The sequence below is a fragment of the Streptomyces sp. NPDC050534 genome (genome assembly GCF_044457745.1).
Classification (GTDB): domain Bacteria; phylum Actinomycetota; class Actinomycetes; order Streptomycetales; family Streptomycetaceae; genus Streptomyces.
This window is the reverse complement of sequence record NZ_JBITHF010000009.1, coordinates 153127-178156: the sequence shown is the minus strand read 5'-3', so window position 1 is coordinate 178156 and position 25030 is coordinate 153127. Positions and strand designations below refer to the sequence as shown.

22 protein-coding genes and 1 pseudogene are annotated in these 25030 nt (G+C 69.4%); 17 read left to right on the top strand and 6 right to left on the bottom strand.

Annotated elements, in window-relative coordinates; all coding sequences use genetic code 11:
- Window positions 1–83: 83 nt before the first annotated feature.
- Window positions 84–2999 carry a CHAT domain-containing protein gene (locus tag ACIBN2_RS28680; protein ID WP_399138529.1) on the top strand — a complete coding sequence of 972 codons (2916 nt, stop codon included), beginning with the start codon at window positions 84–86 and terminating at the stop codon, window positions 2997–2999.
- Window positions 3000–3054: 55 nt separating this feature from the next.
- On the opposite strand, the gene ACIBN2_RS28675 is transcribed toward ACIBN2_RS28680, so the two are convergent.
- On the bottom strand, window positions 3055–3726 hold the full coding sequence (locus ACIBN2_RS28675) for a ScbR family autoregulator-binding transcription factor (RefSeq protein WP_399138527.1): 672 nt from the start codon (window positions 3724–3726) through the stop codon (window positions 3055–3057).
- An 896-nt stretch (window positions 3727–4622) separates the two neighbouring features.
- Here ACIBN2_RS28675 and ACIBN2_RS28670 point away from each other — a divergent pair.
- From ACIBN2_RS28670 to ACIBN2_RS28650, 5 genes are all read left to right on the top strand, one after another.
- Window positions 4623–5141, top strand: a complete 519-nt coding sequence (locus ACIBN2_RS28670; RefSeq protein WP_399138525.1) for a toxin-antitoxin system HicB family antitoxin — start codon at window positions 4623–4625, stop codon at window positions 5139–5141.
- A gap of 84 nt (window positions 5142–5225) precedes the next feature.
- Complete coding sequence (locus ACIBN2_RS28665; protein ID WP_399138524.1) at window positions 5226–6071, top strand: DUF4097 family beta strand repeat-containing protein; 846 nt, start codon at window positions 5226–5228, stop codon at window positions 6069–6071.
- 575 nt (window positions 6072–6646) lie between these two features.
- The gene (locus ACIBN2_RS28660) at window positions 6647–7687 is read left to right on the top strand and encodes an ATP-binding cassette domain-containing protein (RefSeq protein ID WP_399138522.1); all 1041 of its coding nucleotides are present in this window, start codon (window positions 6647–6649) and stop codon (window positions 7685–7687) included.
- Entirely contained in the window at window positions 7684–8472 is a 789-nt protein-coding gene (locus ACIBN2_RS28655) for an ABC transporter permease (protein WP_399138520.1), read from the top strand. The genes ACIBN2_RS28660 and ACIBN2_RS28655 overlap by 4 nt, the downstream gene beginning before the upstream one ends.
- A 618-nt stretch (window positions 8473–9090) precedes the next feature.
- A complete protein-coding gene (locus ACIBN2_RS28650) occupies window positions 9091–9630 on the top strand; it encodes a DinB family protein (protein WP_399138518.1) in 540 nt (179 codons plus the stop codon).
- Window positions 9631–9738: 108 nt separating this feature from the next.
- Here the strand turns inward: ACIBN2_RS28650 and ACIBN2_RS28645 are convergent, their stop codons facing one another.
- Window positions 9739–10275, bottom strand: a complete 537-nt coding sequence (locus ACIBN2_RS28645) for a hypothetical protein (protein WP_399138517.1) — start codon at window positions 10273–10275, stop codon at window positions 9739–9741.
- 363 nt (window positions 10276–10638) lie between these two features.
- On the opposite strand from ACIBN2_RS28645, the pseudogene ACIBN2_RS28640 reads away from it, so the two are divergent.
- From ACIBN2_RS28640 to ACIBN2_RS28620, 5 genes and pseudogenes are all read left to right on the top strand, one after another.
- Window positions 10639–10850 (top strand): annotated as a pseudogene (locus ACIBN2_RS28640) (hypothetical protein).
- A gap of 169 nt (window positions 10851–11019) precedes the next feature.
- A complete protein-coding gene (locus tag ACIBN2_RS28635) occupies window positions 11020–12114 on the top strand; it encodes a hypothetical protein (protein ID WP_399138515.1) in 1095 nt (364 codons plus the stop codon).
- Between the two features lie 13 nt (window positions 12115–12127).
- Complete coding sequence (locus tag ACIBN2_RS28630; RefSeq protein WP_399138513.1) at window positions 12128–13336, top strand: toxic anion resistance protein; 1209 nt, start codon at window positions 12128–12130, stop codon at window positions 13334–13336.
- Window positions 13333–14865, top strand: coding sequence for a substrate-binding domain-containing protein (locus ACIBN2_RS28625; protein ID WP_399138511.1), 1533 nt, complete (start codon window positions 13333–13335; stop codon window positions 14863–14865). Before ACIBN2_RS28630 ends, ACIBN2_RS28625 begins: the two co-directional genes overlap by 4 nt.
- A complete protein-coding gene (locus tag ACIBN2_RS28620) occupies window positions 14852–15451 on the top strand; it encodes a hypothetical protein (RefSeq protein ID WP_399138509.1) in 600 nt (199 codons plus the stop codon). The genes ACIBN2_RS28625 and ACIBN2_RS28620 overlap by 14 nt, the downstream gene beginning before the upstream one ends.
- 122 nt (window positions 15452–15573) lie before the next feature.
- On the opposite strand, the gene ACIBN2_RS28615 is transcribed toward ACIBN2_RS28620, so the two are convergent.
- Window positions 15574–16149, bottom strand: a complete 576-nt coding sequence (locus ACIBN2_RS28615) for a CGNR zinc finger domain-containing protein (RefSeq protein ID WP_399138508.1) — start codon at window positions 16147–16149, stop codon at window positions 15574–15576.
- Between the two features lie 103 nt (window positions 16150–16252).
- On the opposite strand from ACIBN2_RS28615, the gene ACIBN2_RS28610 reads away from it, so the two are divergent.
- The 6 genes from ACIBN2_RS28610 to ACIBN2_RS28585 all read left to right on the top strand — a co-directional run bounded on the left by ACIBN2_RS28610 (window position 16253) and on the right by ACIBN2_RS28585 (window position 22973).
- Window positions 16253–17425 carry an epoxide hydrolase gene (locus tag ACIBN2_RS28610; RefSeq protein ID WP_399138507.1) on the top strand — a complete coding sequence of 391 codons (1173 nt, stop codon included), beginning with the start codon at window positions 16253–16255 and terminating at the stop codon, window positions 17423–17425.
- 230 nt (window positions 17426–17655) lie between these two features.
- A complete protein-coding gene (locus ACIBN2_RS28605) occupies window positions 17656–19836 on the top strand; it encodes a glycoside hydrolase domain-containing protein (protein ID WP_399138505.1) in 2181 nt (726 codons plus the stop codon).
- Between the two features lie 42 nt (window positions 19837–19878).
- The gene (locus tag ACIBN2_RS28600; RefSeq protein ID WP_399138504.1) at window positions 19879–20562 is read left to right on the top strand and encodes a hypothetical protein; all 684 of its coding nucleotides are present in this window, start codon (window positions 19879–19881) and stop codon (window positions 20560–20562) included.
- Window positions 20563–20631: 69 nt separating this feature from the next.
- Window positions 20632–21099 carry a hypothetical protein gene (locus tag ACIBN2_RS28595; RefSeq protein WP_399138502.1) on the top strand — a complete coding sequence of 156 codons (468 nt, stop codon included), beginning with the start codon at window positions 20632–20634 and terminating at the stop codon, window positions 21097–21099.
- 147 nt (window positions 21100–21246) lie between these two features.
- Window positions 21247–22245, top strand: coding sequence for an ArsR/SmtB family transcription factor (locus ACIBN2_RS28590; RefSeq protein ID WP_399138500.1), 999 nt, complete (start codon window positions 21247–21249; stop codon window positions 22243–22245).
- Between the two features lie 263 nt (window positions 22246–22508).
- Complete coding sequence (locus tag ACIBN2_RS28585) at window positions 22509–22973, top strand: peptidoglycan-binding protein (RefSeq protein WP_399138498.1); 465 nt, start codon at window positions 22509–22511, stop codon at window positions 22971–22973.
- Window positions 22974–23055: 82 nt separating this feature from the next.
- On the opposite strand, the gene ACIBN2_RS28580 is transcribed toward ACIBN2_RS28585, so the two are convergent.
- The 3 genes from ACIBN2_RS28580 to ACIBN2_RS28570 form a co-directional block, all read right to left on the bottom strand.
- Window positions 23056–23541: a hypothetical protein gene (locus ACIBN2_RS28580; RefSeq protein WP_399138496.1), complete on the bottom strand. Its 486-nt coding sequence runs from the start codon at window positions 23539–23541 to the stop codon at window positions 23056–23058.
- Between the two features lie 103 nt (window positions 23542–23644).
- Complete coding sequence (locus ACIBN2_RS28575) at window positions 23645–24202, bottom strand: TetR/AcrR family transcriptional regulator (protein WP_399138494.1); 558 nt, start codon at window positions 24200–24202, stop codon at window positions 23645–23647.
- A gap of 5 nt (window positions 24203–24207) precedes the next feature.
- Entirely contained in the window at window positions 24208–24570 is a 363-nt protein-coding gene (locus ACIBN2_RS28570) for a DUF1304 domain-containing protein (RefSeq protein WP_399138970.1), read from the bottom strand.
- Window positions 24571–25030 lie beyond the last annotated feature (460 nt).

Here is a 25030-nt window from a genome sequence, read left to right as displayed (position 1 = left end):
TGGGGACTCTACGGGGCGACGGGACCCCGCGCACCTCACTACGGTAGGGGCGCGTGTGCCGGACGCGGTGGCGGGAGGGTGTTTTGGGGCAGTGGAAGCGGACCAGGCTGCTGCGCGCGGCCGCCCGCCTCGACGACGGGGACACCGACCCGTCCCGGGTTCTGGAGGGGCTGCTGGAGCTGACGGCCGCCGATCCGCAGGACCTACGGGTGCTGCTCGGCGCGGCGAAAATGTTCACCACACGTGCCCAGCTCCGGTCCGGCAGCGACCGGGAAGCGGATCGAGCGGCAGCGGCCGAGCTGTTCCAGCGGTGCGTAGCGCTGGCGCCCCCGGGCCACGGCATGCGCGGCGCAGTCTTCTACGGTCTGGGTGAGGCGTTGTTCTGGGCCACGGCGGACACGTCGTCCCCCGACGCGGCCGCCGAGTCCGTGCACGCGTTCCGCGAAGCCGTGGCCGCGACCCCGCACGGCAGCAGTATCCCCTGGCCGTACCGGTTCTTCCTGGCCCTCCAGCTCGGCACGTACTTCGAGCGGAGCGGGGACCTCGACGCGGTGGTCGAGGCCGTGCAGGTGGCACACGAGGGCTACGCCGCCGCCCCGCCTCGCAGTGAGGAGCGCGGCCGATTCCGGACGCTTCTGGTCACCTCGCTGCGGTTGCTGGCCGATGCCACGGCACATGTCGAACCGCTGCACGAGGCCGTCGGCATCGCACGCGACGCCGTTTCGGAGGCGAGGGGTGCCGATCGTGCCCAGGCGCAGTTCGATCTCGCCCGCGCGCTCAAGGCCCTGCACGCCGGCACCAGAGACACTCGACTCCTGGACGAGGCGGTCGAGATGTGCGATCAGTGCGTGCGGGCCACGTCCCGACGCCATCCCGAACTCACCCTGCGCGGGGCCCTGTCCGCATCCGTCATCAGGATGCTCGCCGAGGACCGGCGGGACCCCGACCTGATGCGCCAGGCCGTCGAATTGATGCGGACGACCTTCGAAGCACAGAGGCGGGCCGATGAGGACGGCGGCGGGACTCTCATCGACATCGTCCAGGCGTTGACCTCCCTGCACATCATGACCGGGGAGCAGCACGTGCTGCGGGACGCGGAAGAGACGGCCCGGCTCGCCGTGGCCGCCGCCTCCGGCAACGGGCGCACAGAGGCCCAGTTCAACTTGGCGCAGGTGCTGTTGTACGGCAGCAGCCCGGACGGCGGCGGCGTGAACGCGGACGGCAGCGGCGTGAACGCGGACGGCGCGGACGCCACGGCGTTGCAGGAGGCGCTCCGATTGCTCCAGGAAGTAGCCGCCGCTACGCCACGCGATCATCAGGAACGCGGTGACCGCCTGTGGCACCTGGGCATCGCCCTGCGCAACCTGGCGGACCGGGGTGACCTGGCGGACCGGGGTGACGGCACCGGGCAGCGGCGCCTGGCCCGCGACGTCTTCGCCGAGGCCGCGTCCAGTGCCGGACCGGTGCACATACGCGTCAGGAGCCTGCACAACCTGGGTGCCATGGAGACGGCCCTGGGCGACGCCGGGGCCGCCCTGTCCGCGTACGAGAGCGCCGTCGCCCTCCTGCCGCGACTCACCCCGGACTGGTTGACCTACGCCGGCAGGCTCTCCGAGGTCAGGAACGTCGAGGGACTGCCGGCCGCCGCCGCTGCCGCGGCAGTTGGGCTGGGCAGGCCGGAACGAGCCGTGGAACTGCTCGAGTTGTCGCGCGGCCTCCTGCAGGGGCGCACCCTCGAGGACCGTGATCTACGAGAGCTGCGGCACCGGTCTCCGCAGCTGCACGCCGAGTTCACGCGGCTGCGCGCCGACCTCAACGCCGGTGCCCACGACGGAACCTGGGAGGAGCTGCTGGGCCGGATCCGCGGCCTCGCCGGCCTGGAGGGCTTTCTGCTGCCGCCGTCCGTCGACTCTCTGCGGCAGTACGCCGGGCAGGGTCCCGTGGTGATAGTGAACGCGGGGGAGCAGCGCGGCGACGCGCTCATCCTGCGGGCGGACGGCGAACGGCCGGTGCAGGTCGTCCCGCTGAACGGACTGACCCGGGCCGACGTGAGCGGCCCGCTCGGGCTGCTGGCCGGGGGCCTGCGCGCGGCCACCGACGCCAGGTCTCTGCGTGCGCGGCGGCAGGCCCAGCGCGACCTGGACGGCGTGCTGCGCTGGCTGTGGGACAAGGTCACGTCGCCCGTGCTGGACGCGCTGGGTATCACCGGCCCGTACGGTACGCGACTCCCGCCCCGCATCTGGTGGTGCCCCGTGGGGGTGATGGCCTACTTCCCGCTGCATGCCGCCGGACACCACGACGGCGGCGGGGTGACGGTGATGGACCGGGCCGTCTCCTCCTACACCACCACCGTGCGCGCCCTGGCACACCGGACCAGGCCGGCCCCGGGCGGAACGCCGGGTGCGCTGGTCGTCGCGGTGCCGCACGCCGAGGGAGCTCCTTCGCTGCCGGGTGCGTCGGCGGAGGCGGCGGCTCTGGCCGAACTCCTGCCGAACGCGGTGGTCCTGTCCGGCGCGCAGGCCACGTACGAGAACGTCGTCCGGGCGCTGCCCTCCCATGCCATCGCGCACCTGTCCTGCCACGGCGTCACTTACTGGGAGAGCCCCGCCGCCGGCACGCTGGTGCTGCACGACCACCTCACCCGGCCGCTGACCGTGGAAGAGATCTCGGCCATGGAACTGCCCTGGGCGGAGCTCGCCTACCTCTCGGCGTGCAGCACGTCGTTCACCCACCTCAACACGGTTGATGAGGCGGTGCACATCACGGGGGCGTTCCAGCTCGCCGGCTACCGCAGCGTCGTGGGCACCCTCTGGCCGGTCAACGACGCCACCTCGGCGGACATCGCACGGACGACGTACGAGAAGCTGACCCAGGGCGGCAACACCGCCCCACGCACGGACCTGTCGGCGCACGCCCTGCACCAGGCCCTACGGTCGCTGCGCGACCGCTACCCGGCCAGCCCATCCCTGTGGGCGGGGCACATTCATGTCGGCCGTTGAGCGCCGCGTTCTTGGCGGGACGGTGGACGAGCCGGGGTTGCCGGTTGACTCACCGTCAGGTGTCGTTGTCGTGGCCGGCGTCGGTGGCGAGTTGGGCGTGGACTTCGGCATGGACGGCGGTGCCGCGGGTGGGGGTCAGGTCGAGGTGGGCGATGAGGGAGGGATTGACGACGCTGGGGAGGATGTGACGGAGGAGGATGCTGGCGCGTTGCATGAGGTCGTTGTAGTCGGTAAGGGCATGGGACATGGACTGGATGCCCGCGAAGGAGCCGGTGAGGACGTCGGCGGTGTCCTCGGTGTTGACGTGGGGGAGGAGTTCGCCCTGGGTGCGGGCGTCGTCGAGGAGGTCCCGGGCGAGGGCGGCCCAGATACGGAAGGGGCCTTTGCGGTCGAGGCCGTGTGAGGTCTGGTCCATGGAGAGGCGGACGCCGGCACGGACCATGGGGTCGGTCTGCAGGCGATGGGCGTGGAGCATGACGACGTCGACGAGTTCTTGGATCTTGCTGGCGCGTGGGGGGAGGGTGATGCCTTGCTCCTGAGCGTGGAGCACACCCTGGGCGAGCTCTTCCTTGGACTGGAAGTGGAAGTAGAGGGCGCCTTTGGTGACACCGGCGGCCTTGAGGACCTCGCTGATGGTGGCGGACTGGTAACCGCGGGTTTCGAAGACTTCGGCGGCCGCTGAGAGGATCTTGCGGCGGGTGCGGATCGCACGGTCCTGCATGGGCATGGGGTCACTCCGTCCGGTGCGCCGCCGGCGTACGGCCGGTCGCGTCGTACCGGTCTCGTGTGCCAGCCTCATTCTGGCCGGTCTGTTTCTGAAGGGTCAGAAAAAACCGTCCAGTTCGTATATTACATGGGAACGTGCGGAAGGGAATCGGGCGGCGGCCCGGGAAATGCCTGGCAGGCCGGGGACATGTGCGACCTTCCCGATGCTGCCGCACGGCGCCGATCACGAGAAGTCCGATCCTCGTCCGGGAGTCACCGGGTGGCGGCACGGAAGTCTTCTCGGGCGAGCGAAACCGTCCATGAGGTCTTCTCGTGCATTGGGCAAGTGAACGCCTGTCGTTGAACTCCGGTCCGACGCATGGGCGTTCTTTGTTCGGGAATGGTGGGATTTCCTGCCTCATCTCGCGCCTGTTCCGGCTTCGTGGTGGGTGTAAACAGGGTGGCCAGTACGGCATTGACATACCGCGCGTGCTGTTTTTTACTCGGGTGGCAGCGATGCACGCGGGCGGCAGCCCTTAGGTGGGGGAGAGGGCATGGAGATCGATGTGCTCGGCACGCTCGCGAGTCAGTCGCGAGTCAGGGGAAGCCCTTCGCGTGCATCGCACCCAAGCCGCGTGAGGTGCTCGCCCTGCTGGCGCACCATGCGGAGCCGGCCGTGCCGACGTCGGATCGCCCCAGATGGCGCTACCCCGACTTCTCCTTCGTCGTCGATGGCGTCGCACGGCGCCACGTGGTGCCATTCCCCGCCCTCGTCACGGCCCCGGAAGGCATGGCGACAGGGTGCTTCGGTTCACGGGGCTCGTGTTTTTGCAGGTGGAGCGGCCATCGGGGGGATTGGCTGCGCTATGGCACCATAGGTGCTTGCGCATGGTGCCATCGTGGTGCAATGATGGCGTCATGGATCTCACGCCGTATGTCGACACCCTCCGCCGCGAACTCGCGGTGGCCGCCGAGGCCGGCGGGGAGGACGCCCGCGAGCTGGCCGAGCGGCTCACCGCCCCGCTGGAGTCGGCGACCCGTCTGACCCTGCTCAACGTGCTCTCCGCCGCGATGGACGAGATCACCCGAGACCTCGCCCCCGGTTCGGTGGACGTGCGGCTGCGCGGCCTCGACCCCGACTTCGTGGTGACGCCGCCGCCCGCCGACAGTGGCAGCGCCGCACAGCAGCCGGAGCCCGCTGAAATGCTGAGCGCCCCGCTGCCCGCCGACGGGGACGACAGCGGCACAGCACGCGTCAACCTGCGCCTGCCGGCCAACCTCAAGGCGCGCGCCGAGGAGGCGGCGGGCCGTGAGGGCCTGTCGCTCAACGCCTGGCTGGTGCGCGCCGTGTCGGCCGCGGTCGACGGAGGCAGTAGGCCGCGTACGACGGAGAAGACCCAGACCGTCGGGCAGAGCTTCACGGGCTGGGTGCGCTAGCCGCGCCCCGCCCGCACGACCACGTCATCCACACCACGTCCCACCTGCGGGGACGCCCCAAGGACCCATGAGGACGGTACAGCCATGCCTGTTTTCGACACTCCCGAACCCATCTCGGTCACCGCCCGCGTGGAGGCCGGTTCCATCCAGTTCACCGCGAGCGACCGCGCCGACACCGTCGTCGAGGTGCGGCCCCGCGATCCGAAGAAGGACCAGGACGTCCGCACCGCCGAGCAGACCGAAGTCACGTACGCAGGCGGGGCGTTGACCTTGCGCACCCCCAAGCAGCGCTACCTGTTGGGGCGCACCGGCACCGTCGACGTGAGTGTCGAGCTGCCCGTCGGCTCGCGCATCGACATGACCGGCGCCTGGGCCCAGGTGCTCGGCGAGGGCCGGCTCGGCGAGGTCCGCGTGAAGACCTCCTCCGGCGACGTCCGCCTCGATGTCACCGGCCCGCTGCAGCTGACCGCCTCGCACGGCTCGATCACCGTCGACCGCGTCGAGGGCATGGCCGAGATCACCACCAGCTCCGGCAGCATGCGCGTCGGCCTCGTCGACGGGCCGGCCGTGCTGAAGAACTCGCACGGCACCACGACCGTCGCCGCCGCGATCGGCGAGCTGCGGGTGAGCGGCGCCAACGGCGACATCGACATCGCGCGCGCCGAGAGCTCGGTCACCGCCACAACCGCCCACGGCACCTTGCGCGTCGCCGAAGTCGCCCGTGGCACCGTGCAGTTGGAGACCTCCTACGGCGCCATCGAGGTCGGAGTCCGCGAGGGCACCGCCGCCTGGCTCGACGTCAGCGCGGGCTCCGGCCAGGTGCGCAACACGCTCACCGCGTCGCAGAGCCCGGACGCAAGTGAGGAGACCGTCAACATCCGCGCCCGCACCCGGTACGGCAACATCGACGTCCGCCGCGCCAAGGCCTGAGCCCCGGCCTCGGCCGACGGCCACGCGCCCGTCGGTCTTGGCGGCCATGTCATCCCCGGCCACAGTCACTCGTCCGTTGGCCCTGGCCCGCCAGTTCGCGTCCTGGGGCCTGGCCACTCGTCCTAACTCCAGGGCCGGTCGCGCGGCCCCTTGAGCCTCGCGCCCGTCGGCTTCGGCCAGTTCGCTTCCTGGCGCTCTGCCATCTGTCATCTGCCGCGGCTTCGGGGCAGGTTGTCCCGACGCTCCCCGGGTGTCTCTCGGACCGGCTTCCGGATTCCTGGCTCCGACTTCCGTGCCGGCCGCCCGGCTCCTGGGTCTCCGGCTCAACTCCAGTGCCGGCCGCCCGGCTTCAGAGCCACCCGACCGGGCCCCCGGCCGGTGGCCGTCGTGCCAGGCCCCGACATTCGACCTTGCCCCCCGGCTCGGGCCCAGGCCCAGGCTCAAGCCCTCGGCCCCTCGCCGCCCAGCCCCTGACCCTTCACCTTGCCCTCCGCACGCGCAGCAGCCAGCGCCCCACTTTCCCCTCGTCTCGAGCGTTCACCCAGATCGCCCCACCCTTCGAAAGGGAAACCACCATGCCCTTCTCTGTCATGCTCACGTCCAACCAGGAGGGCGGCCGCCCGCAGCCGCCCGCCGCCATCTCCGTCACCGACCTGCGCAAGTCCTACGGCGACAAGAGGGTCCTCGACGGCATCGACCTGCACATCCCGGCCGGCTCCGTGTTCGCGCTGCTCGGCCCGAACGGTGCCGGCAAGACCACCACCGTGCAGATCCTGTCCACCCTCATCTGCGCCGACGACGACTCCGGCCCGGTCCGCGTCGGCGGCCACGACCTCGCCGCCGACCCGCAGGCCGTACGCGCCGCGATCGGCGTCACCGGGCAGTTCTCCGCCGTCGACGGCCTGATCACCGGCGAGGAGAACATGCTCCTCATGGCGGACCTGCACCATCTCTCCCGCCGCGAGGGGCGGCGGGTGGCGGCCGAGCTGCTGGAGCGCTTCGACCTCACCGAGGCCGCGAAGAAGCCCGCCGCCACCTACTCCGGCGGCATGAAGCGCCGCCTCGACATCGCCATGACCCTGGTCGGAGACCCGCGGATCATCTTCCTCGACGAGCCGACCACCGGCCTGGACCCCCGGTCCCGGCACACCATGTGGGGCATCATCCGCGAGCTGGTCACGGGTGGCGTCACCGTCTTCCTCACCACGCAGTACCTGGACGAGGCCGACCAACTCGCCGACCGTATCGCGGTCCTGCACGACGGCAGGATCGCCGCCGAGGGCAGCGCCGAGGAGCTGAAGCGGATGATCCCGGGCGGGCACGTACGGCTGCGCTTCACCGACCCGGCCGCCTACCGCTCCGCCGCCACCGCGCTGGGCGAGGCCGCCCGCGACGACGAGGCGCTCGCCCTGCAACTGCCCAGCGACGGCAGCCAGCGCGAACTGCGTTCCATCCTCGACTGGCTGGAGGCGGCCGGCATCGAGGCGGACGAACTGACCGTGCACACCCCCGACCTCGACGACGTGTTCTTCGCCCTGACCGACAGCACCACCACCGCACAAGGCCAGGCGGAAAACGCCGGTCAGCCCCACCAGGCCAAGGAGGCCCTGCGATGAGCTCCCTGCCCCTCGCCGTGCGCGACTCGTCCACGATGCTGCGCCGCAACCTGCTGCACGCCCGCCGCTACCCGTCCCTGACGCTGAACCTGCTGCTGACGCCCGTCATGTTGCTGCTGCTCTTCGTGTACATCTTCGGCAACGCGATGAGCGCGGGCCTGGGCGGCGGCGCCAGCCGCTCCGACTACGTCGCCTACCTGGTGCCGGGCCTGCTGCTGATGACCGTCGGCTCCACCACGATCGGTACCGCGGTCTCCGTCTCCAACGACATGACCGAGGGCATCATCGCCCGCTTCCGCACCATGGCGATCCACCGCGGCTCGGTGATCATCGGGCATGTCGTCGGCAGCGTGCTGCAGTGCGTGCTGAGCGTGGTCCTGGTCGGCGCGGTCGCCGTGGCGATCGGCTTCCGCTCCACCGACGCCACCGTCCTGGAATGGCTGGCGGCCTTCGGGCTGATCACGCTGTTCGCGCTGGCCCTGACCTGGATCGCGGTCGGGATGGGCCTGGTGAGCCCGAGCGCGGAGGCCGCCAGCAACAACGCGATGCCGCTGATCTTCCTGCCGCTGATCTCCAGCACCTTCGTCCCGCTGCACTCCATGCCGGGCTGGTTCCAGCCGATCGCCGAGTACCAGCCCTTCACGCCCGCCATCGAGACCCTGCGAGGCCTCCTTCTGGGCACCGCGATCGGCCACAACGGCTGGCTCGCCCTCGCCTGGTGCGCCGGCCTCGCCGTCCTCGGCTACTTCTGGTCGGCCGCGAAGTTCAACACCGGCCCCAAGTAGGCGCGATGAACCGTGCGGGCGCCTGCCCGCCGGCCCGGCCCCTGCCGCGACCCCTCCCACTCCGAGACGGCCGCGGCAGGGGCCACGGCCGTTCGTGTCGTGCTCACGCGGGGACGACGAGCCCGCGCGCTCACGCAACTCCGGCAGGTGCATCTCCACTTGACGGCCCAGCAACGTGAGGTGTCTCCGCCGAGGAAGTCCAGCACCCGGCGCCAGGTCAGTTCGGCCTCAGCCGGGTCTTGGTCGGGAAGGTCGCGGTCGGTGTGGAAGGGGCCTGTGCCCGGGTAGCGGAAGACCTCAAGGTCGACGCCTCTGTCCCGGGCCGCCCTGGGGAATGAGGCGACGTGTTCGGGCCGTGTGAAGTGTCGTGGTCGCGCATGCCGCCGAACACCGACACCGACACCGACAGCGGCACCGGCGCGGTGAGCGGCGGCGTACACCAAGTCTCGCTGCTGCGCAGGTCGGCGCGGATGACGGGCCGCAACAGCTCCCACTGTCTGCCCGGCACCCGTGCCGCTGATCCTCTGCCTGCCTGTCGTACCACTTGGTGCTGCCCCATGAGGCGGGCATCATCGATGGCCCGGGACCAATCCCGGCCCGCGGCGAGAGCAGAAGACCATGGCGAACGCGCATCCGATGGACCGGCAGTCGGTCTACGACGACTACGACCGTGCTCGGAACACCTTCCACCAACTCCTCGACGGGGCCACCGAAACCGACCTCGCCCGGGGCGCCGACGGCACCCGCTGGACCAACAGGCAGTTGCTGTGGCACATGCTCTTCGGCTACATGATCGTCCTGAGGCTGCTCGTCCTGGTGCGCGTCTTCGGACGCCTTCCCGACCGTGTCGGCAGGCAATTCGCCCGGCTGCTGAACGCCGCGACGGCCCCGTTCGACGTCGTCAACTACCTCGGCCCGGTCGGCGCCGCGAAGATCTACGGACCGCAGCGGATGGGCGCCAAGTTCGACCGTGTCATCGACTCCCTGCGCCGCAAGCTCGCAGCCGAGCCCGAGTCCGCTCTCGCCCGTGGCATGCACTACCCCGAGCGCTGGGATCCCTTCTTCCAGGACTTCATGACGCTGGCGGACATCTACCGCTACCCCACCCGGCACTTCGACTTCCACCACCGCCAGCTCACGCTGGATGAGGACGGCTGACGCCCCGCGGCCGGTCAAAAGGCACGCGGGGCACGCCGGCATGAGCAGAACTCCGGCCGAGACCATGTGACCAGCGGCGGCACGAGGTTCCTTGACGGCTTTCGAACGTCAGGCTGCGGGGCAGAGCGCGGTGGGGCGGGCCGGCGCCGCGGCGTGGGCCACGGACACGGTCCGGCCACCGGCAGTGGCAGCGGCGGAGACGGGGGCGGGGGCCGAGGCCTGCGTGCGGCTGCGGGCGAAGACCACGACGCGCAGCACCGCGAACCGGGCGACACCGGCGAGAGCGGAGGCACTGAGGTAGACGACCTGTGCAAGGACCGCACCGGGCGCGGCCACCAGCAGCTGCAGGGCGAACATCGCTATGCAGGTCACCGCATACGCGGCCGCCGCAGAGCCGGCCGACTGCGCATGCTGGCGCCAGGTCGCGTGCCCGCCCGCTCCGAACGTGAAGCGGGCGTGCAGCTCGGTGGCGAGGACGGTGGACACCACGGTGATCACGGCGTTGGCCAGGACCCAGGGCATCCAGGCGGCGGCGGCCGCCACGGCGAAGCTTGAGGCGAGCCCCACGCCGCCGCCGAAGAGCACGAAGCGGACGAAGGCCATGACGGCACCGGGTGCCGCCTGCTGGCTCTGTGCTGTCTCCATGACCCGCCCCTTTGTGATCGCTCCCTCTCGATGGCACCACTATGGCACACATAAGGTGCCATGCGTAGCCCTTATCGGCGCCGCGGATGTCGCTTGTGGCTCCGTGGTGGGGGCGGGGGGCGCAAATGGGCAGGCCGAACCGCCAACAACCATGCACGCTGCCGCGGTTCCTGATCCGGCTCCACCGTGACGCGCAACCAGGCCGTCCCCGGAGGGGGACCTGTTGACCTGCCTTTCCGCTCGGATTCGCCGGGCGGTGGGTCTCCTTTCGAAACGGCTTGATGGAAGATGGCTCAGAATGGCATCGCTTGTGCGCCATGCTGGGGCCACAGAACGGGAGTGACGCCGGGAACGGCGACCAACCTGACGTGCACGCACTGCGGTACCGCCGGTCTGGCGGAGGGCTTCATCGAGGATGCCGGTGAGCACGCGCGCGGGTACGCGCGCTGGATCGACGGCGCGTTGGAGCGGGACATCTTCGGCGGTGCCAAACGGATGGGCCCCGCCGGCGGATAGAGGCTTACCGCTGCCCCAAGTGCGGGCATCTCGAACTGTTCGCCACCGACGAGGTGTGACCTGATTACGCCGGCCAGCAGGCCCTGCGGCGGCGATCCACACCGCAGATCAGAGGAGATGCACATGCGCGCGGCGACGCCGAAGCCCCGCGCCCCGTGAACGGCCTCGCGGATCCCGTGTCGTACCGGGACCGGGGTGACACCTGCCGTTCATGCCCCGCAGCGGGGAATGTTGAGTTCCGCGAGCACTCTCCGTGGCGTGAAACGAATTGCAGGGATCGTCCTTGCGGTGCTGCTGATCGGTGGCGTGGTGGCCGCTGTCGTCGCAGGCCGGTATGACGGGGACAAGGGCACGGCAACGAAGACCGTGCGGATGGTGATCGGATCGGAGAAGGCCGAGTACTTCGCCGATCCGGATGTGGTGAAGGCCCTCGCCACCAAGGGCTACACCGTGAAGGCCGAGACCTCCGGGTCCTGGGCCATGGAGGGGCTCGACCTCAAGGGGTACGACCTCACGTTCCCGTCCAGCCAGGCGCCCGCCGTAGAGCTGGCGAAGCGGTACAAGGTGCACGGGACGCTTCCCAGGCCTTTCTACTCGCCCCTCGTCGTCGTGGCCCACCGCAGCGCCGCCCAGGTGCTCACGGCGAACGGCCTGGCGACCATCGACAAAGGGCACCGCGGCACCCTGAAGATGGCCGCCTACCTCGACGCCGCCCGGCATGACCGCACCTGGCAGCAGCTCAAGGGGGCGGACAAGTACGGCGAGTTGAGCGGGACTCTCTTCATCTCCAGCACCGATCCGGAGTCCTCCAACTCCGGTGCCCTCTATCTGGCCGCCGCCTCCTACGTGGCGAACGGCGGACGGGTGGTGGCCGACAAGGGGGGTCTCGACCGCACCGATCCGCTGCTGAAGAAGCTCGTCACCGTGCAGGGTGCCCAGCAGTCCAGTTCGGACGCGGTGTTCCGGGATTTCGTCAGCGGCGCCGGCAATCCGCTGGTCTGGGTCTACGAGTCGCAGGTCGCCTCGCTTCTCGCGGGCGGGCAGCAGCCTGACGACCTGGTCGTGCTCTACCCGGACACCACGGTCAACAGCGACCACACCGTCGTACCTCTGACGGACAGGGGGCAGGCGCTCGCCGAACTCCTGTCCACGGACGGGGAGTTGCGGCGGCTCGCCGTCCGGCACGGTTTTCGGCCGCAGGGCGAGGCCGGCGAGTTCGCCTCGGACACCACCTATCTCAAGCAGGAACTGACCGGCGTCCGGCAAGCGCCCGTGCCCACCTCTGCGGTGCTGCACGAGTTGGCGCGCCGGGCGCGCGGATGAACGGGGGAACGGCATGACCAGCTTCAACACCAGTCAGAACAGTCATCAGAACACCCTGAGCGGAGACGACGTCTTCACGCTCACCCCGCCCGAGGCCGTCGCGGCCGTCCCACGGGAGAAGGCGGGCGGGCTCGTTCCCGTCGACGACAGCGTCCGTACGGACATGGCGGAGAAGGCCTCCGCGTACGTCGCCGGTCTCGCCGCCCTCGACGCCCGCTCGCCCGAGTTCGCCGGCAAGGTCGGCGAGGTCACCGCACTCGGCGCCGGTGAGATGCGCACCGCGGCCGCGCAGTCCAATCGGATGCTGGAACGGACCGTGCGCAGTCTGCCGAGCAAGGGCGGGGACGCCCAGTCGCAGGTCGCGGGCTCGCTCGTCGAACTGCGGCGGGTCGTCGAGGACCTGGATCCGCGAGAGCTGCCCGTCGGCAAGGGACGCAAGTTCCTCTCCCGGCTGCCCGGCGGGAACAAGCTGCGCGACCACGTCGCCAAGTACGCCTCCGCACAGGGCACGTTGAACAAGATCGTCGGCTCGCTGCGCGGCGGTCAGGACGAACTGCGGCGCGACAACGCCGCATTGCGGACCGAACGGGTGCGCCTGTGGGAGACCATGGGCAAGCTGCAGGAGTACGTTGTGCTGACCGAGGCCCTGGACACGGCCGTCGAGCAGCACATCGCCGGCACCGCGGACCCCCAGGCGGCCGACTCGCTCCGCGCCGACGTGCTCTTCCCCGTCCGGCAGAAGCACCAGGACCTGCTCACCCAACTCGCCGTGTGCGCCCAGGGCTACCTCGCCATGGACGTCGTGCGCCGCAACAACGACGAACTGATCAAGGGCGTCGACCGGGCGGCGACCACGACCGTGTCCGCGCTGCGGATCTCCGTGATGCTGGCCTCCGCGCTCGACAACCAGAAGAAGGTCGTGGAGCAGGTCAACGCCCTGCGCGGCACGACCGAGGACCTCATCAGGGGCAACGCCGAGATGCTCGTCACCCAAAGCGGTGAGATCCAGCGGATCGCCGCCGACCCGGCCGTGGGCGCCGAGACCCTGCGGTCCGCGTTCCGGCAGATCTATCGCACCCTCGACGCGATCGACACCTACAAGGTCCAGGCGACCGAGGCGATGGCGACGACCGTGGAGAACCTGACGGCCGAACTGCAAAGCGCCAGCGCGTACTTGGACCGCAGCCGGTCGCGGGGCGCGCTGGAAGGGGGGCCCGCGTGAGACGCACCCTGGCTGTCGTCGCCTCTGCAGCCGCCCTGCTGACCGCCTGCAGTACGGCCAAGAAGGCCGACCCCGCCACCACCCCCGAACCCGGCACCCTCCGCGTCCTCGCCTCCAGCGAACTCGCCGACATGGCACCGGTGCTCCACCAGGTCCGCAAGGACACCGGCATCACGGTCCGACCCACCTACATGGGCACTCTCGACGCCGTGAATCTGCTGGCATCAGGGAAAGCGGCCGGGACCTTCGACGCCGTGTGGCTCTCCTCGGACGACTACCTCCGACTGCGCCCCACAGCCGCGAAGACGATCCTCTCCGAGACACCGATCATGTCGAGCCCGGTCGCCGTGGGGATCAGGACGGCCACCGCGCACGCCCTCGGCTGGAAGCCGGACGACGTCACCTGGTCCCAGGTCGAGAAGGCCGTACAGGACGGGAAACTGACGTACGGCATGACCGACCCCGCCCGCTCCAACTCCGGTTTCGCCACGCTCGTTTCGGTTGCCTCCGCGCTCTCCGGCGCCCAGTCCGCGCTCACCGACGCGGACGTCGCGAAGGCCACGCCCCGGCTGAAGGAGTTCTTCAAGGGGCAACAGCTGACGTCGGGTTCGTCGGGCTGGCTGGCGACGGCGTACAAACGGCGCGGGAACGTCGACGCGCTCCTCAACTACGAGTCCGTCCTCAAGGGCATCCCGGGCCTGACCGTGATCCGCCCCAAGGACGGCGTGGTCACCGCCGACTACCCGCTCTCCTCCCTCGCCGGCACACCCGCCGCGACCCGCGAGGACGTCCGCCGCCTGACCGAGGCCCTGCGCACACCGAAGATCCAGAAGGAGATAACCGCTCGCACGCACCGCCGCCCGGTGATCCCGTCGGTGCCGCCGGCAGCCGGCCTCGACACCACGCGGCGCCGCGAACTCCCCTTTCCCGGCAGCCTTTCCGTCGCCGACGGCCTGCTCGACTCGTACGAGAACAAGCTGCGCCGCCCCTCCCGGACGGTCTACGTCCTCGACACCTCGGGCTCGATGCGGGGCGACCGCCTCGACCGGCTCAAGAAGGCACTCACCGGCCTCACCGGGGACTTCCGCGACCGCGAGGAGGTGACGCTGATGCCGTTCGCGTCGCACGTGAAGAGCGTACGGACGCACGTGGTCGAACCGGCGGACCCGAAGGCCGGGCTCGACGCCATCCGCGCCGACACCAAGGGGCTCTCCGCCGACGGCGACACCGCGATCTACACCTCGCTGGAGACGGCGTACGAGCAACTCCGCGCCGACCGCGACACGTTCACGTCGATCGTGCTGATGACCGACGGCGAGAACACCACCGGTGCGAAGGCCGGTGAGTTCGACGCCTTCCACCGCTCGCTCGGCAGTGATCAGAAGGAGATCCCCGTCTTCCCGATCCTCTTCGGCGACTCCGACCGGCGGGAGCTGGCACACATCGCCGAACTGTCCGGCGGCCGCCTTTTCGACGCCCAACAGGGTTCGCTGGACGGCGCCTTCGAGGAGATCCGTGGCTATCAGTAGATACCTGGAGTCCCGCAAGAACATCGCGGGCAGCGCATGCGGGCTCCTCGGGCTCGGGCTCACCTTCACGGGGGTGGCCGGACCGTACTGGCCCGTCGTGGTGGCCGGACTGTACGGCGCGGGCGCGTTGATCGCCCCGCCGGAGCGGCCCCCGCTGCCGGACTTCCCAGACCCCTCGGCCCAACTGGACGAACTGCGCGGCGACTTCGCGAAGCTGGGCGAATACCTGGCGGAGGTCGACCTGCCGCCGGCCTCCGCGGGCCGCCTTACCGAACTGACGGACCTGCTGGCCGCGTTGCTGGCCCCCGGTTGGGTCTCCGAGGTCCTGGCCCAGGACCCGGAGGGCGTACACACGCTCTCGCGGGCCGTACGGCAGGACATCCCCGAGGCCGTCGACAGCTTCGTACGCACCCGTTGGTGGACCCGGATGACCCCGGGCTCCGAACCACCGGAACGACACCTGGAACGACAACTGACCCTGCTCCAGGAGGAGGGGGAGCGGTTGGCTGTGGCGCTGCGGGAGACGGAAGCGCGGCGGCAGGAGTCGCACACCCGGTATCTGGAGGACAGGGGGCGCGCGAACTGACCTCCCTTACCGACGCTCGCAGCGACGACGGGCAGGCGGCCGTCCTGGTCGGATGCTGAACGCACCCAATGCCACAGATGTGTCGGAGGCGTGGGCCTTACTTCGATGTACCGAGGCGACGATCACTCCGATGTTGTGGAGTTCTTGCGCTGGTTGGCATTGAAGCGCGCCTTCTTCTGACGATTCCCGCACGTGTTCATGTCGCACCACTTGCGGGTGCGACTTTGGCTGGTGTCGAAGAAGGCGGCTCGGCAGGTTGGTGATGCGCACAAGGCCAATTTTCCGTCTCGTTCGCCTGCGATGATGCTGATCGCGTCGGCGGCGATCACGCTGAGGGCATCTTCCACGCAGGTAGCCGAGCTGAGCCGCCATTGCCGCTTGCCCTCGGCCGTCAGGATCGCTGCGGCCCGACCCTGAGCGCTGCAGTCGTTGATGACCTGGACAGCAGATGCAGGGAGAGCGTCCTGGATCGCGGCCGCCGTCGCGGCGGCGTGAATCGACTCCCTCAGTACCCGGGCGAGGTCGAGCTGGGCAGCAGTGCAGGAGTCCACGGCGAGGCCGCTCACTGCCAGCCAGTCGACGAGTCGCTGCGGCGTGGGAATGCGCTCCACAGCGTCGCCATGACGTTCCGACAGCGTCCCCGTGAAGCTCGTCGCCAGCACGGTACCGAGGCGGAAGTCAGGGAATCCAGCACGCATGGAACCACCTTAGCCGGTTGCGGCGTGAGTCGGAGGCCTGCTAGAACCGTCTTAGCCGGTTCGCGACGGGTGGGGGCCGGTTCCGCGACGGCCAGGAGGTCTCATGCCCCGTCCGACCAGCGACGTGCAAGCATTTGAAGCCCACGCAACTGACGCTGACCTCGACGATCTGCGCGCGCGCCTGGCCGCGGCGCGACTACCGGAGGCCGAGACGGTCCATCGCGCCGCGCCCGGCCCTCGCCGATGGGGGCAGGGCGTACCTCTCGCCGACCTCGTCGAGGTCGTGAACTACTGGCGCACCGGGTACAACTGGCGGTCGTTCGAAGCGCGCCTCAACCGGATCGGCCAGTTCCGCACGACCATTGATGGTCTGGGAATCCACTTCCTGCACCGCCGATCCGCGCGGGCGGACGCCACTCCTCTGATCATGACGCACGGTTGGCCGGGCAGCATCGCCGAGTTCGTCGATGTAGTGGGCGAGCTGGCAGATCCCAAGGATGCCGACGCGCCGGCGTTCCACGTCGTGGCCCCGTCGCTTCCCGGATTCGGTTACAGCGACAAGCCGGCCACCACCGGGTGGGGAACCGAAAAGATCGCGGCCGCATGGGTGGAACTGATGGGAAGGCTCGGCTACGCCAAGTTCGCAGCCCACGGCGGCGACTGGGGAGGCAATATCACCACGGTTCTCGGCGGCAGGTTTCCGGCACACGTTCTCGGCATCCACACCACGTTCGCGGAGGGCCCGCCCGGCCTGACAAAGGACGGGCTGACGGCGACCGAGCGCAAGTGGGCCGAGGAGACCCGCGATTTCTGGCGCCAACGAGCGGCGTACGCGAAGCAGCAGGCGACCCGACCGCAGACCATCGGCTACTCCCTCGTCGACTCACCGGTCGGGCTTCTGGCCTGGATCCTCGACAAGTTCGCCGAGTGGTCGGACACCGAAGACAGCCCGTTCGAGACGATTTCCAGAGACCGCATTCTTGACGACGTCACTCTGTATTGGCTGACGCGGACCGGCGCATCGGCGGCCCGCATTTACTACGAAAGCCACAACTCGCTCGATCCCGAACTCCGGGTCGACGTCCCGTCAGCAATCAGTATGTATCCCCGCGACATCGAGAAATGTCCGCGCCCCTGGGCACAGGAGCGGTACCGGCAGATCGCCCGATGGAGGTCGCCCGAAAGCGGGGGACATTTCCCGTCGCTGGAGGTCCCCGAGTATTTCGTCAAAGATCTGCAAGAAGGTCTCGCGGCAGTGCTGGCCGCCAATCGGTGAACCCGGCTCGGCGACCTGGCACTCGATGACCGGCGACCGAGCTCGAGATCGTTTCGTCGCAGTCCTTCCACGTCGATGTCCCGCGCAAGCGGCCCGCTGCGCACCCGCATGCCAGACGAACTGGCCGACGCTTAGGCCCTGTTCGAATTGATTGCGGGCGCGCCGCTCGTCGCGGAGGCTGTCGGCGCACCGGTCAACCGACCGAGCCCGGTGCAGGGGGAGAGCCGGCCGTGGCCGACGAGATGGTGGAGCAGGCCCAGAGATTCATCAACAGCTACAACGTCGACGGCATTCCGAAGGTGGAGGTCAACGGCAAGACCAGCTGGACGGTCATGTTCGCCCTCACCCGGGCGCTCCAGCACGAGCTGGGCATGACCACCCTGGCCGACAGTTTCGGACCGGCGACTCTGGCAGCCCTGCAGTCCCGTTTCCCGGTCATCGACGCCAACACCCGCAACGGCAACATCTACCGGATCGTGCAGTCCGCCCTGTACTGCAAGGGATACGACGGCGACCAGATCAACGGCGACTACACGGAGCGCGTCTCGGCGTCCGTCACCACCCTCAAGCGGAACATGGGCGTCGACGGCGCCTACCCGGGGGACAGCCTGACCCCCAAGGTCTTCAAGGCCCTGCTGACCATGGACGCGTACGTGCTGGTCGAGGGCGGCACGGACGCCATACGCAGCGTCGAGCAATGGCTCAACAGCCGCTACATCGCCCGCCGGGACTTCTTCGTGATCCCCTGCGACGGCAACTTCTCCAGGGACGTGCAGAAGGCGCTCATCTACGCCATCCAGTACGAGATCGGCATGAGCGACGACGTAGCCACCGGCGCGCTCGGCCCCGCCACGAAACAGGGACTGCGCGAGCACACCGTGGCCCAGGGCTCCACCGGCACCTGGGTCGGCCTGTTCAGCGCGGCGATGCTCTTCAACCGGAGACCGGGAGTCTCCTTCACCACCGCCTTCGACGCCGACCTCGCCTCCAGGGTGCGGGACTTCCAGAGCTTCGTACGGCTCGCCGTGAACGGTCAGGGCGACTTCCCCACCTGGGCCTCCCTGTTGGTGTCCACGGGTGACAACACCCGGGTCGGCACCGCCTGCGACACCGTCACCGAACTCACCCCTGCCCGCGCCGCGGCTCTGTACACGGCCGGATACCGTTACGTCGGCCGCTACCTCTCCAACGTTCCGGGCAGCACCCTCAACAAGCAGCTCCAGCCCGGCGAGTTGAAGGTCATCGCCGCGCACGGCCTCAACGTCTTCCCGATCTACCAGACCTACGGCGGCGAGGCGGCGTATTTCCGTCGTGAACAGGGCATCGCCGACGCCCATGCCGCGATCGAGCGTGCCCGCCACTACGGCTTCAAAGCCGGCACCCGCATCTATTTCGCCGTCGACTTCGACGCCCTCGACTACGAGGTGACCGACAGCGTCCTGCCCCACTTCCGCGGCATCAAGGCCACGGTCGACGAGTACGGGCCCGAGTACCGCATCGGCATCTACGCCCCGCGCAACGTGTGCAGCAGGGTCGCGGCGGAGGGACTGACGTCGGCAAGCTTCCTGTGCGACATGTCGACGGGCTTCTCGGGAAACCTCGGCTACCCCCATCCCGCCGACTGGTCGTTCGACCAGATCGCCACGATCTCCGCGGGCAGCGGTGACGGCGCGATCTCCATCGACAACGACATCGCCTCCGGCCGTGACGAGGGCCAGAGCAGCTTCCTGGAGGAGGACGACGACAGCCATCTGGACGGCCGCTTCGACACGTTCTTCCGGGACGCGCTGCTGGCCGACGTGCAGAACTACTTCGTCAACGCCATGGGAGTGCCCGAGCAGGGTGGTGAGGGCACCATGGCCTACAGCACCCGCACCACCACCCAGTCGTTCCAGGCGGTGATGGACCTCGACTGGCTGATCACCTCCCTCTCGCGCACCTACGGCATGCGCAAGGCCCTCATCCAGTGCCCGCTGCTGTGGGAGATCAGGGCCTACAACATCGCCGACAAGGCCGCGGACGACGCGGTGGAGGCCGGCCTCAGTGACGAGAGCAGCACCGGCCTCGGCCAGATCCGGGCGCACACCGGCATCGCCGCCCGCAACTACTGCGTGGACGCGGGCATCATCACCGGCCGCATCATGAACGCCGACAACCCCGACGACCTCTCCACCATGTGGCACAACCTCCACGACGACGACGTCTACAACGTCAGCACCATTCCGGCCGTCCTCGTCCAGGGAGCCGCCCTCATCGGCGTCGCGCGTCCCTCCGTCACGAGCAGCGACGACGACAGCCGAGGGATCATGGGCCGGTACAACGGAACCGGCGCGGGTGCCGTGCGCTACGGGACCGCGATGATCGGTCTCTACGCCGTCTTCGAGAAGTACAACAGCCTCTTCCGCGACTGACCGCGCCCCCTCACGTATTTCCCACTCTCCCGGAGCCACGCCATGTCCCTACCCAGCCCTGCCCCGACCCGGCGCGTGCTGCTGCGCACGGCCACCGGAGTCGCCTGCGCCGCAGCGGCAGTGCCCGCACTCGCCACCGCCGCCGCGGCGGCGAACTCGCCCGGCCCGTCGAGGCCGGCTCTCGCGGACAGCCGGCCCTCCCGGGGCCATCCGCGCACCGGCAGCAACAGCGCGAACGGCTGGCCCATGGAGAAGGGCGCCGACATCGGAGGCGCCGTATGGACCAGAGCCATACCGGGCACCGGCGCCACCGTCGCGACGCGGCTCGGTGCCGCCTCCGCCGTGCTCGTCCATGTGATCAGCCGCTACCACTACGAGATCGCAGCACTCGAACCGGACGACGTCCAGGGCTTCAAGGCGCCCCGGGGCCTGACCGGCTTCTGGACCAACTACGCCTCCGGTACCGCCGTCGCCATCCGTCCGGGCGCCCATCCGCCGGGCGTGACGGGCTCGCTCTTTCCCGCGCAGCGCGCGGCCATCGCCGACATCGTTGCCGACTGTGCGGGCGTGGTGCGTTGGGGCGGCACCTTCAACACCCCTTACGAGGCGCACTTCCAGATCGACGTCCCTCCCTCCGACGACCGCCTCGCACGGCTCGCCGAGCGGATAGGACGCCGCAACCTGACGCTCGGGCAGGGCCCGGGAACGCTCGCCCTGCGCGGCTGAGACGTCCACCCGTACCACCCGCGGCGCGCCACCGGCCGCGGGACCGACCATGAACACGAGGAGACACCAGTGAGGAACACAGTGAAGTCGTCGGCCGCGGCGTTCGCCGTCATGGCGGCGGCCGTCGCCACGGCCCTGGGCGTCACCGCCGCCCCGGCCTCCGCCGCCCCGTCCGGCGCGCAGTACGACACGGCCTGCAACGTCACCTACTCCTACATCTCGGCCGGGGCCCACCACGGCGCCGGCGACGTGAACTACTGCCGTCTGTGGGGCGGCAGCATCGGGGTGCGTTCGTCGCCCGGGTCCAGCACCCTCGTGGGCACCGTCAACAGCGCCAACATCAACTGGTTCCGCGGCGACACGCTGAGCTCGCAGTTCTGTTCCGGCAGCTACTGCAACAACGCCTGGGCCTTCACCGAGGCGGACAACGGCAACTGGGGCTGGGTGCCGGAGGTGTACTTCTCCAGCTCCAACACCAGCTGGGACCCCAACCTCCGCTCCTGCGACGCCAATCCGGGCCTGTGCGCACCGTTCTAGGACTCGACTGACGCAACGGGACACCAGGAGCCACCGCCGCGGCGCATTTGCGCCGCGGCATTTCCGTGTCGGCAACCTTGTGCAGTAGTCGCTCGTCTACCTCAACGGCCCGGCAGCGGGCGTGCCAACCCCCCCACCGCATTGTGAGTGACCGACTCGATGCTTCGTATCCACTTCACCGCGCACGACATGGAACGCATCCGCATAGCCCAGCAACCGGACCCCTTATGGGAACTCGTCTGCGCCGTCTGCCGACTGAGCACCGGTCAAGGACCACTCGTCTTCGGCCGCTGGCGAAGATCGATCTCCGAACGGCTCCTCAGCGATGAACGGACCGGCTTCGCCGTGCGGTTCACGCAGGCCCTCATCCCCACCACCGGCTACATTCCGGACTTTCTCACGCCCCCTGTGATGGGCCAGGGTCTGTCCGCGGCCCTGGACCAGGTTCACGCCACGCCACGCGAACGACTGCTGAACGATCTACGCCTGTTCGCCGAGGTCCGTTCGGTGCCCGGCTGGGTCACCCGCCCCGGCGTGTCGGCCGGAGCATTCACCAACTCCCTCGTCACGGCTCTCGAATCGTCCTTCCGTGCTCTGCTCGCGCCCCACTGGGCGCATGTGCAATCGGCGGTGGGAAACGATGTCGCACTGCGCTCGCACGATCTCCTCGAAGGCGGCACGGGCGCGCTCCTCGACGGACTACGCCCCTGGGCCCGCTGGCGCGCTCCCGTGCTCGAGGTGGACTACCCCTGCGAACGCGATCTCCATCTGGAAGGGCGCGGGCTGCTGCTCGTGCCGTCCTACTTCTGCTGGCGCAGGCCGACCTCGCTCGCGGACTCGAGCCTCGACCCCGTGCTGGTCTACCCGGTGGCGAAACCCCCGCTCGGCCTCGTCCGCGCGAGCGACGAGCGGCTCGAACGGCTCCTGGGACGCACGCGAAGCGCCGTCCTCATGGACGTGGCCCGGCACAGCGGCCGCACCACCACAGAGGTCGCCCAGTCCCTCGGCATCGCCCCACCCAGCGCCAGCTACCAGATCGGCGTACTACGCGACGGAGGCCTGATCATCAGCCGCCGCGACGGCAAGTACGTACTGCACTTGGCCACCGCCCTGGCCCGCGGATTGCTCGACAGCAGCGGCGTCTGACGCGGGCCGCTCTGCCGTGCTCCCGGAGTTACCAGTCGCTCTGCCCAAGTGCCCCCCGCGGGTGGATCACATGGCCGGATGGATGCACGACAACTCCACTGTGCGCATGGGCAGTTGAGTGTTCTGTTTGACGTGAAAGCGCCTTCTGAGTCGCTCCCTCCACCACCAGATTCAAACGCAAGACGCTCACCGAGCGGATGCGCGAATCCGGTAGTGCTCCACCTGCCCCCTTCACTTCCACTCACCCACCGGGGAACTCACACATGGCCCTGACCAGGCTCACGAAAACCCTGCTAGGAACCCTCACCGCGGCCGCACTTGGCATCGGCACCCTCGCCGGAGCGACGGCAGCCACCGCCGCTCCCGCCCAGCAGGCTGCCACCCGGACCGTCACCATCCAGGCAGTCAACAACCTCGGACTGAACACCGCCGAGGGCAAGAGCGTTCAGTGCTACGTCCGCGACGCCGTACCCGTCGGGAAGTACAACCCCGGCACGATCGACGGCCAACTCGGCACCAACAGCTGGAAGGCCTGGCAGCGTTTCCTCAACGACCGCGGATACAACGCCGGAACCGTGGACGGCGACGTCGGCCCCAACACCATCCGCGGCCTCCAGCGCTTCCTCGTCGCGATCGGCTACGACACCGGCGGCATCGACGGCGTCGCCGGAACCAAGACCCGGGCCGCCTGGAAGGCATTCGCCAACCTCGGCGGAGGCTGGTGCTGAGCGCACCCTCCCAAGCGCGAGCAGCGGACGGCCACCTTGCACGCCGGCAGGGGTGGCCCGGCTCGTGGTGCTGCCGCCACGTCTATTGCTGTGCGGCCTCGTTGGCGAGTTGGGTGGCGAGCGCGTTGAAGGCGGTGACGTACTGGTCGGCCATGCGCAGCGTGGTGTTCTCCGGGGTGACGTCGTAGGTGTGCGCGGACCCGTTGCCGAACGTGACGTTGATGACGGCAGCGCCCTTGTCCTTCCGGCCGGCGGCGAGGGGGGCGCCTTCGGTGGCGACGCCTCCGACGAGACGGGCCGCCGTCCAGGCCTTGTGGGCGCCGGCGTCAACGAGCTCGGCGTGACCGCCGAGGATGGGTCCCCGTGGGGTTTCACCGAACTTGGAGCCCGGCCAGGGGCGCAGCATGCAGGCGGCGTTGAGGGTCTTCTCGGCCGGGTGGGTGGTGCGCCAGGCGGTCAGGGCCTCTGTCTCGGCCTTCTGTCTGGCCGCCCACTCCTCGCGTTCGCGACGCTGCTCGTCATGCTGCGTCTGGCGCTGTGCGGCCTGTTCCGGGTCTCGTTTGAACATGGTCTCCCCCCAGGGATGTTCGGGTGCTGGGGGAGCATCATCCGTTGTGTGGAGGTGATGTGAAGGAACGTTAATGGAGCTGTGACCTGGCGGGGATGGTTCGTCAGGGCAGGCGGGCGCGGTGCAGATTGACGAGCAGGCGCCAGACCCGGTCCGCAATCTCGGCGGGAGTGGCCTCGATGAGGCCGTGCAGCCAGTCGGCGAGAACCCCGGCGAAGGTCGCGGCCACGGCCGAGGCGACCAGGTCGGGTTCGGGCGCACCGGCCAGGGCGCGCTCGGTGCGGCTGCGGGCGCGCAGATCCTGGTGGAGTACTTGGCCGAGAGGACCGCTGCCGCCGGGGCTCAACAGCTCCCGGTAGAGCTCGGCATGTGAAGCGAGACGGTCGAAGAACTCAAGCAGGGCGGGTGGAGGGGTCTCGGGATCGGGTGTGCCGCGCCACGCGTGCAGGGCGTCCACGGCTTCACGGACGATATCGGCGCAGACGTCGACGGCGAGCGCCTCCAGGTCGGCGTAGTGGAGGTAGAACGTGGCGCGGCCGACTCCCGCCCGACGCACCAGAGCAGCGACGCTGACCTCCGCCAGCGGGCGGTGAGCGCACTCCTCCAGCAGTGCTCGGCCCAGCTTGGCCCGCGTCCGCGCCGTGCGGGGATCTGCTTGCACGGCGGTCACCTGGCAAGCAGAACGGCGGTGAGCGCCAGGGCCCCGGGCAGGGCCTGGGCTGCGAGGATCCGCCGGTTTGTGGTGAGCCCGCCATAAAGACCGGCGACGAGCACGCAGACGAGGAAGAAGACCCGGGCCTGGAACCCGGTCGGATCCCCGGCGGCCAGAGCCCAGATCAACCCGGCGGCCAGGAATCCGTTGTAGAGGCCCTGATTCGCGGCGAGACGGGCGGTGTCACGAGCCAGGGCCGCATCAAAGCCGGAGAGCTTGCGGCCCGGCGGCCTCTCCCACAGAAACATCTCCAGGACCAGGAAGTACGCGTGCAGCGCGGCCACCAGTCCGACCAGCACATTGGCAGTCGTCTCCATCGAGGCATCTCCGTCATCGAGCTTCATGGACAGCTGTCCACAATACATGGACAGCTGTCCATGATGTTCGCAGGTCGACACTCGCCACCGACTGCCCGCGCATGCCTCGACGGGTGTCCCGCTCACCCGGTTTGTCATGTCCCTGGACAGGGCCCGGAAGTCGTGCTGTCATGCCAACTGCCGTTCCTTACAACGTTGTACAGAGCGAACACGGTGAGCCACCACCCTTCCTCGGCCAAGGAGGATTCGTGCGCATCAGGCATCTCGGGCGACGCCTCCCTGGGTGTACGACAACGTTGTCGGCTCCGGTACGGGCAGCGGCGCGAAGCCGGCCCACTGCGCGTGAACCCACGATGGCCTCGGTGGGCCCCTCCCCAGGAGCGTCGATTGCCGGCCGACGGCAGGGCCGACCGCCGCCCCGCTGACGGGCAACCCCTCCACGCCAGCGCCCGGCAGCCAG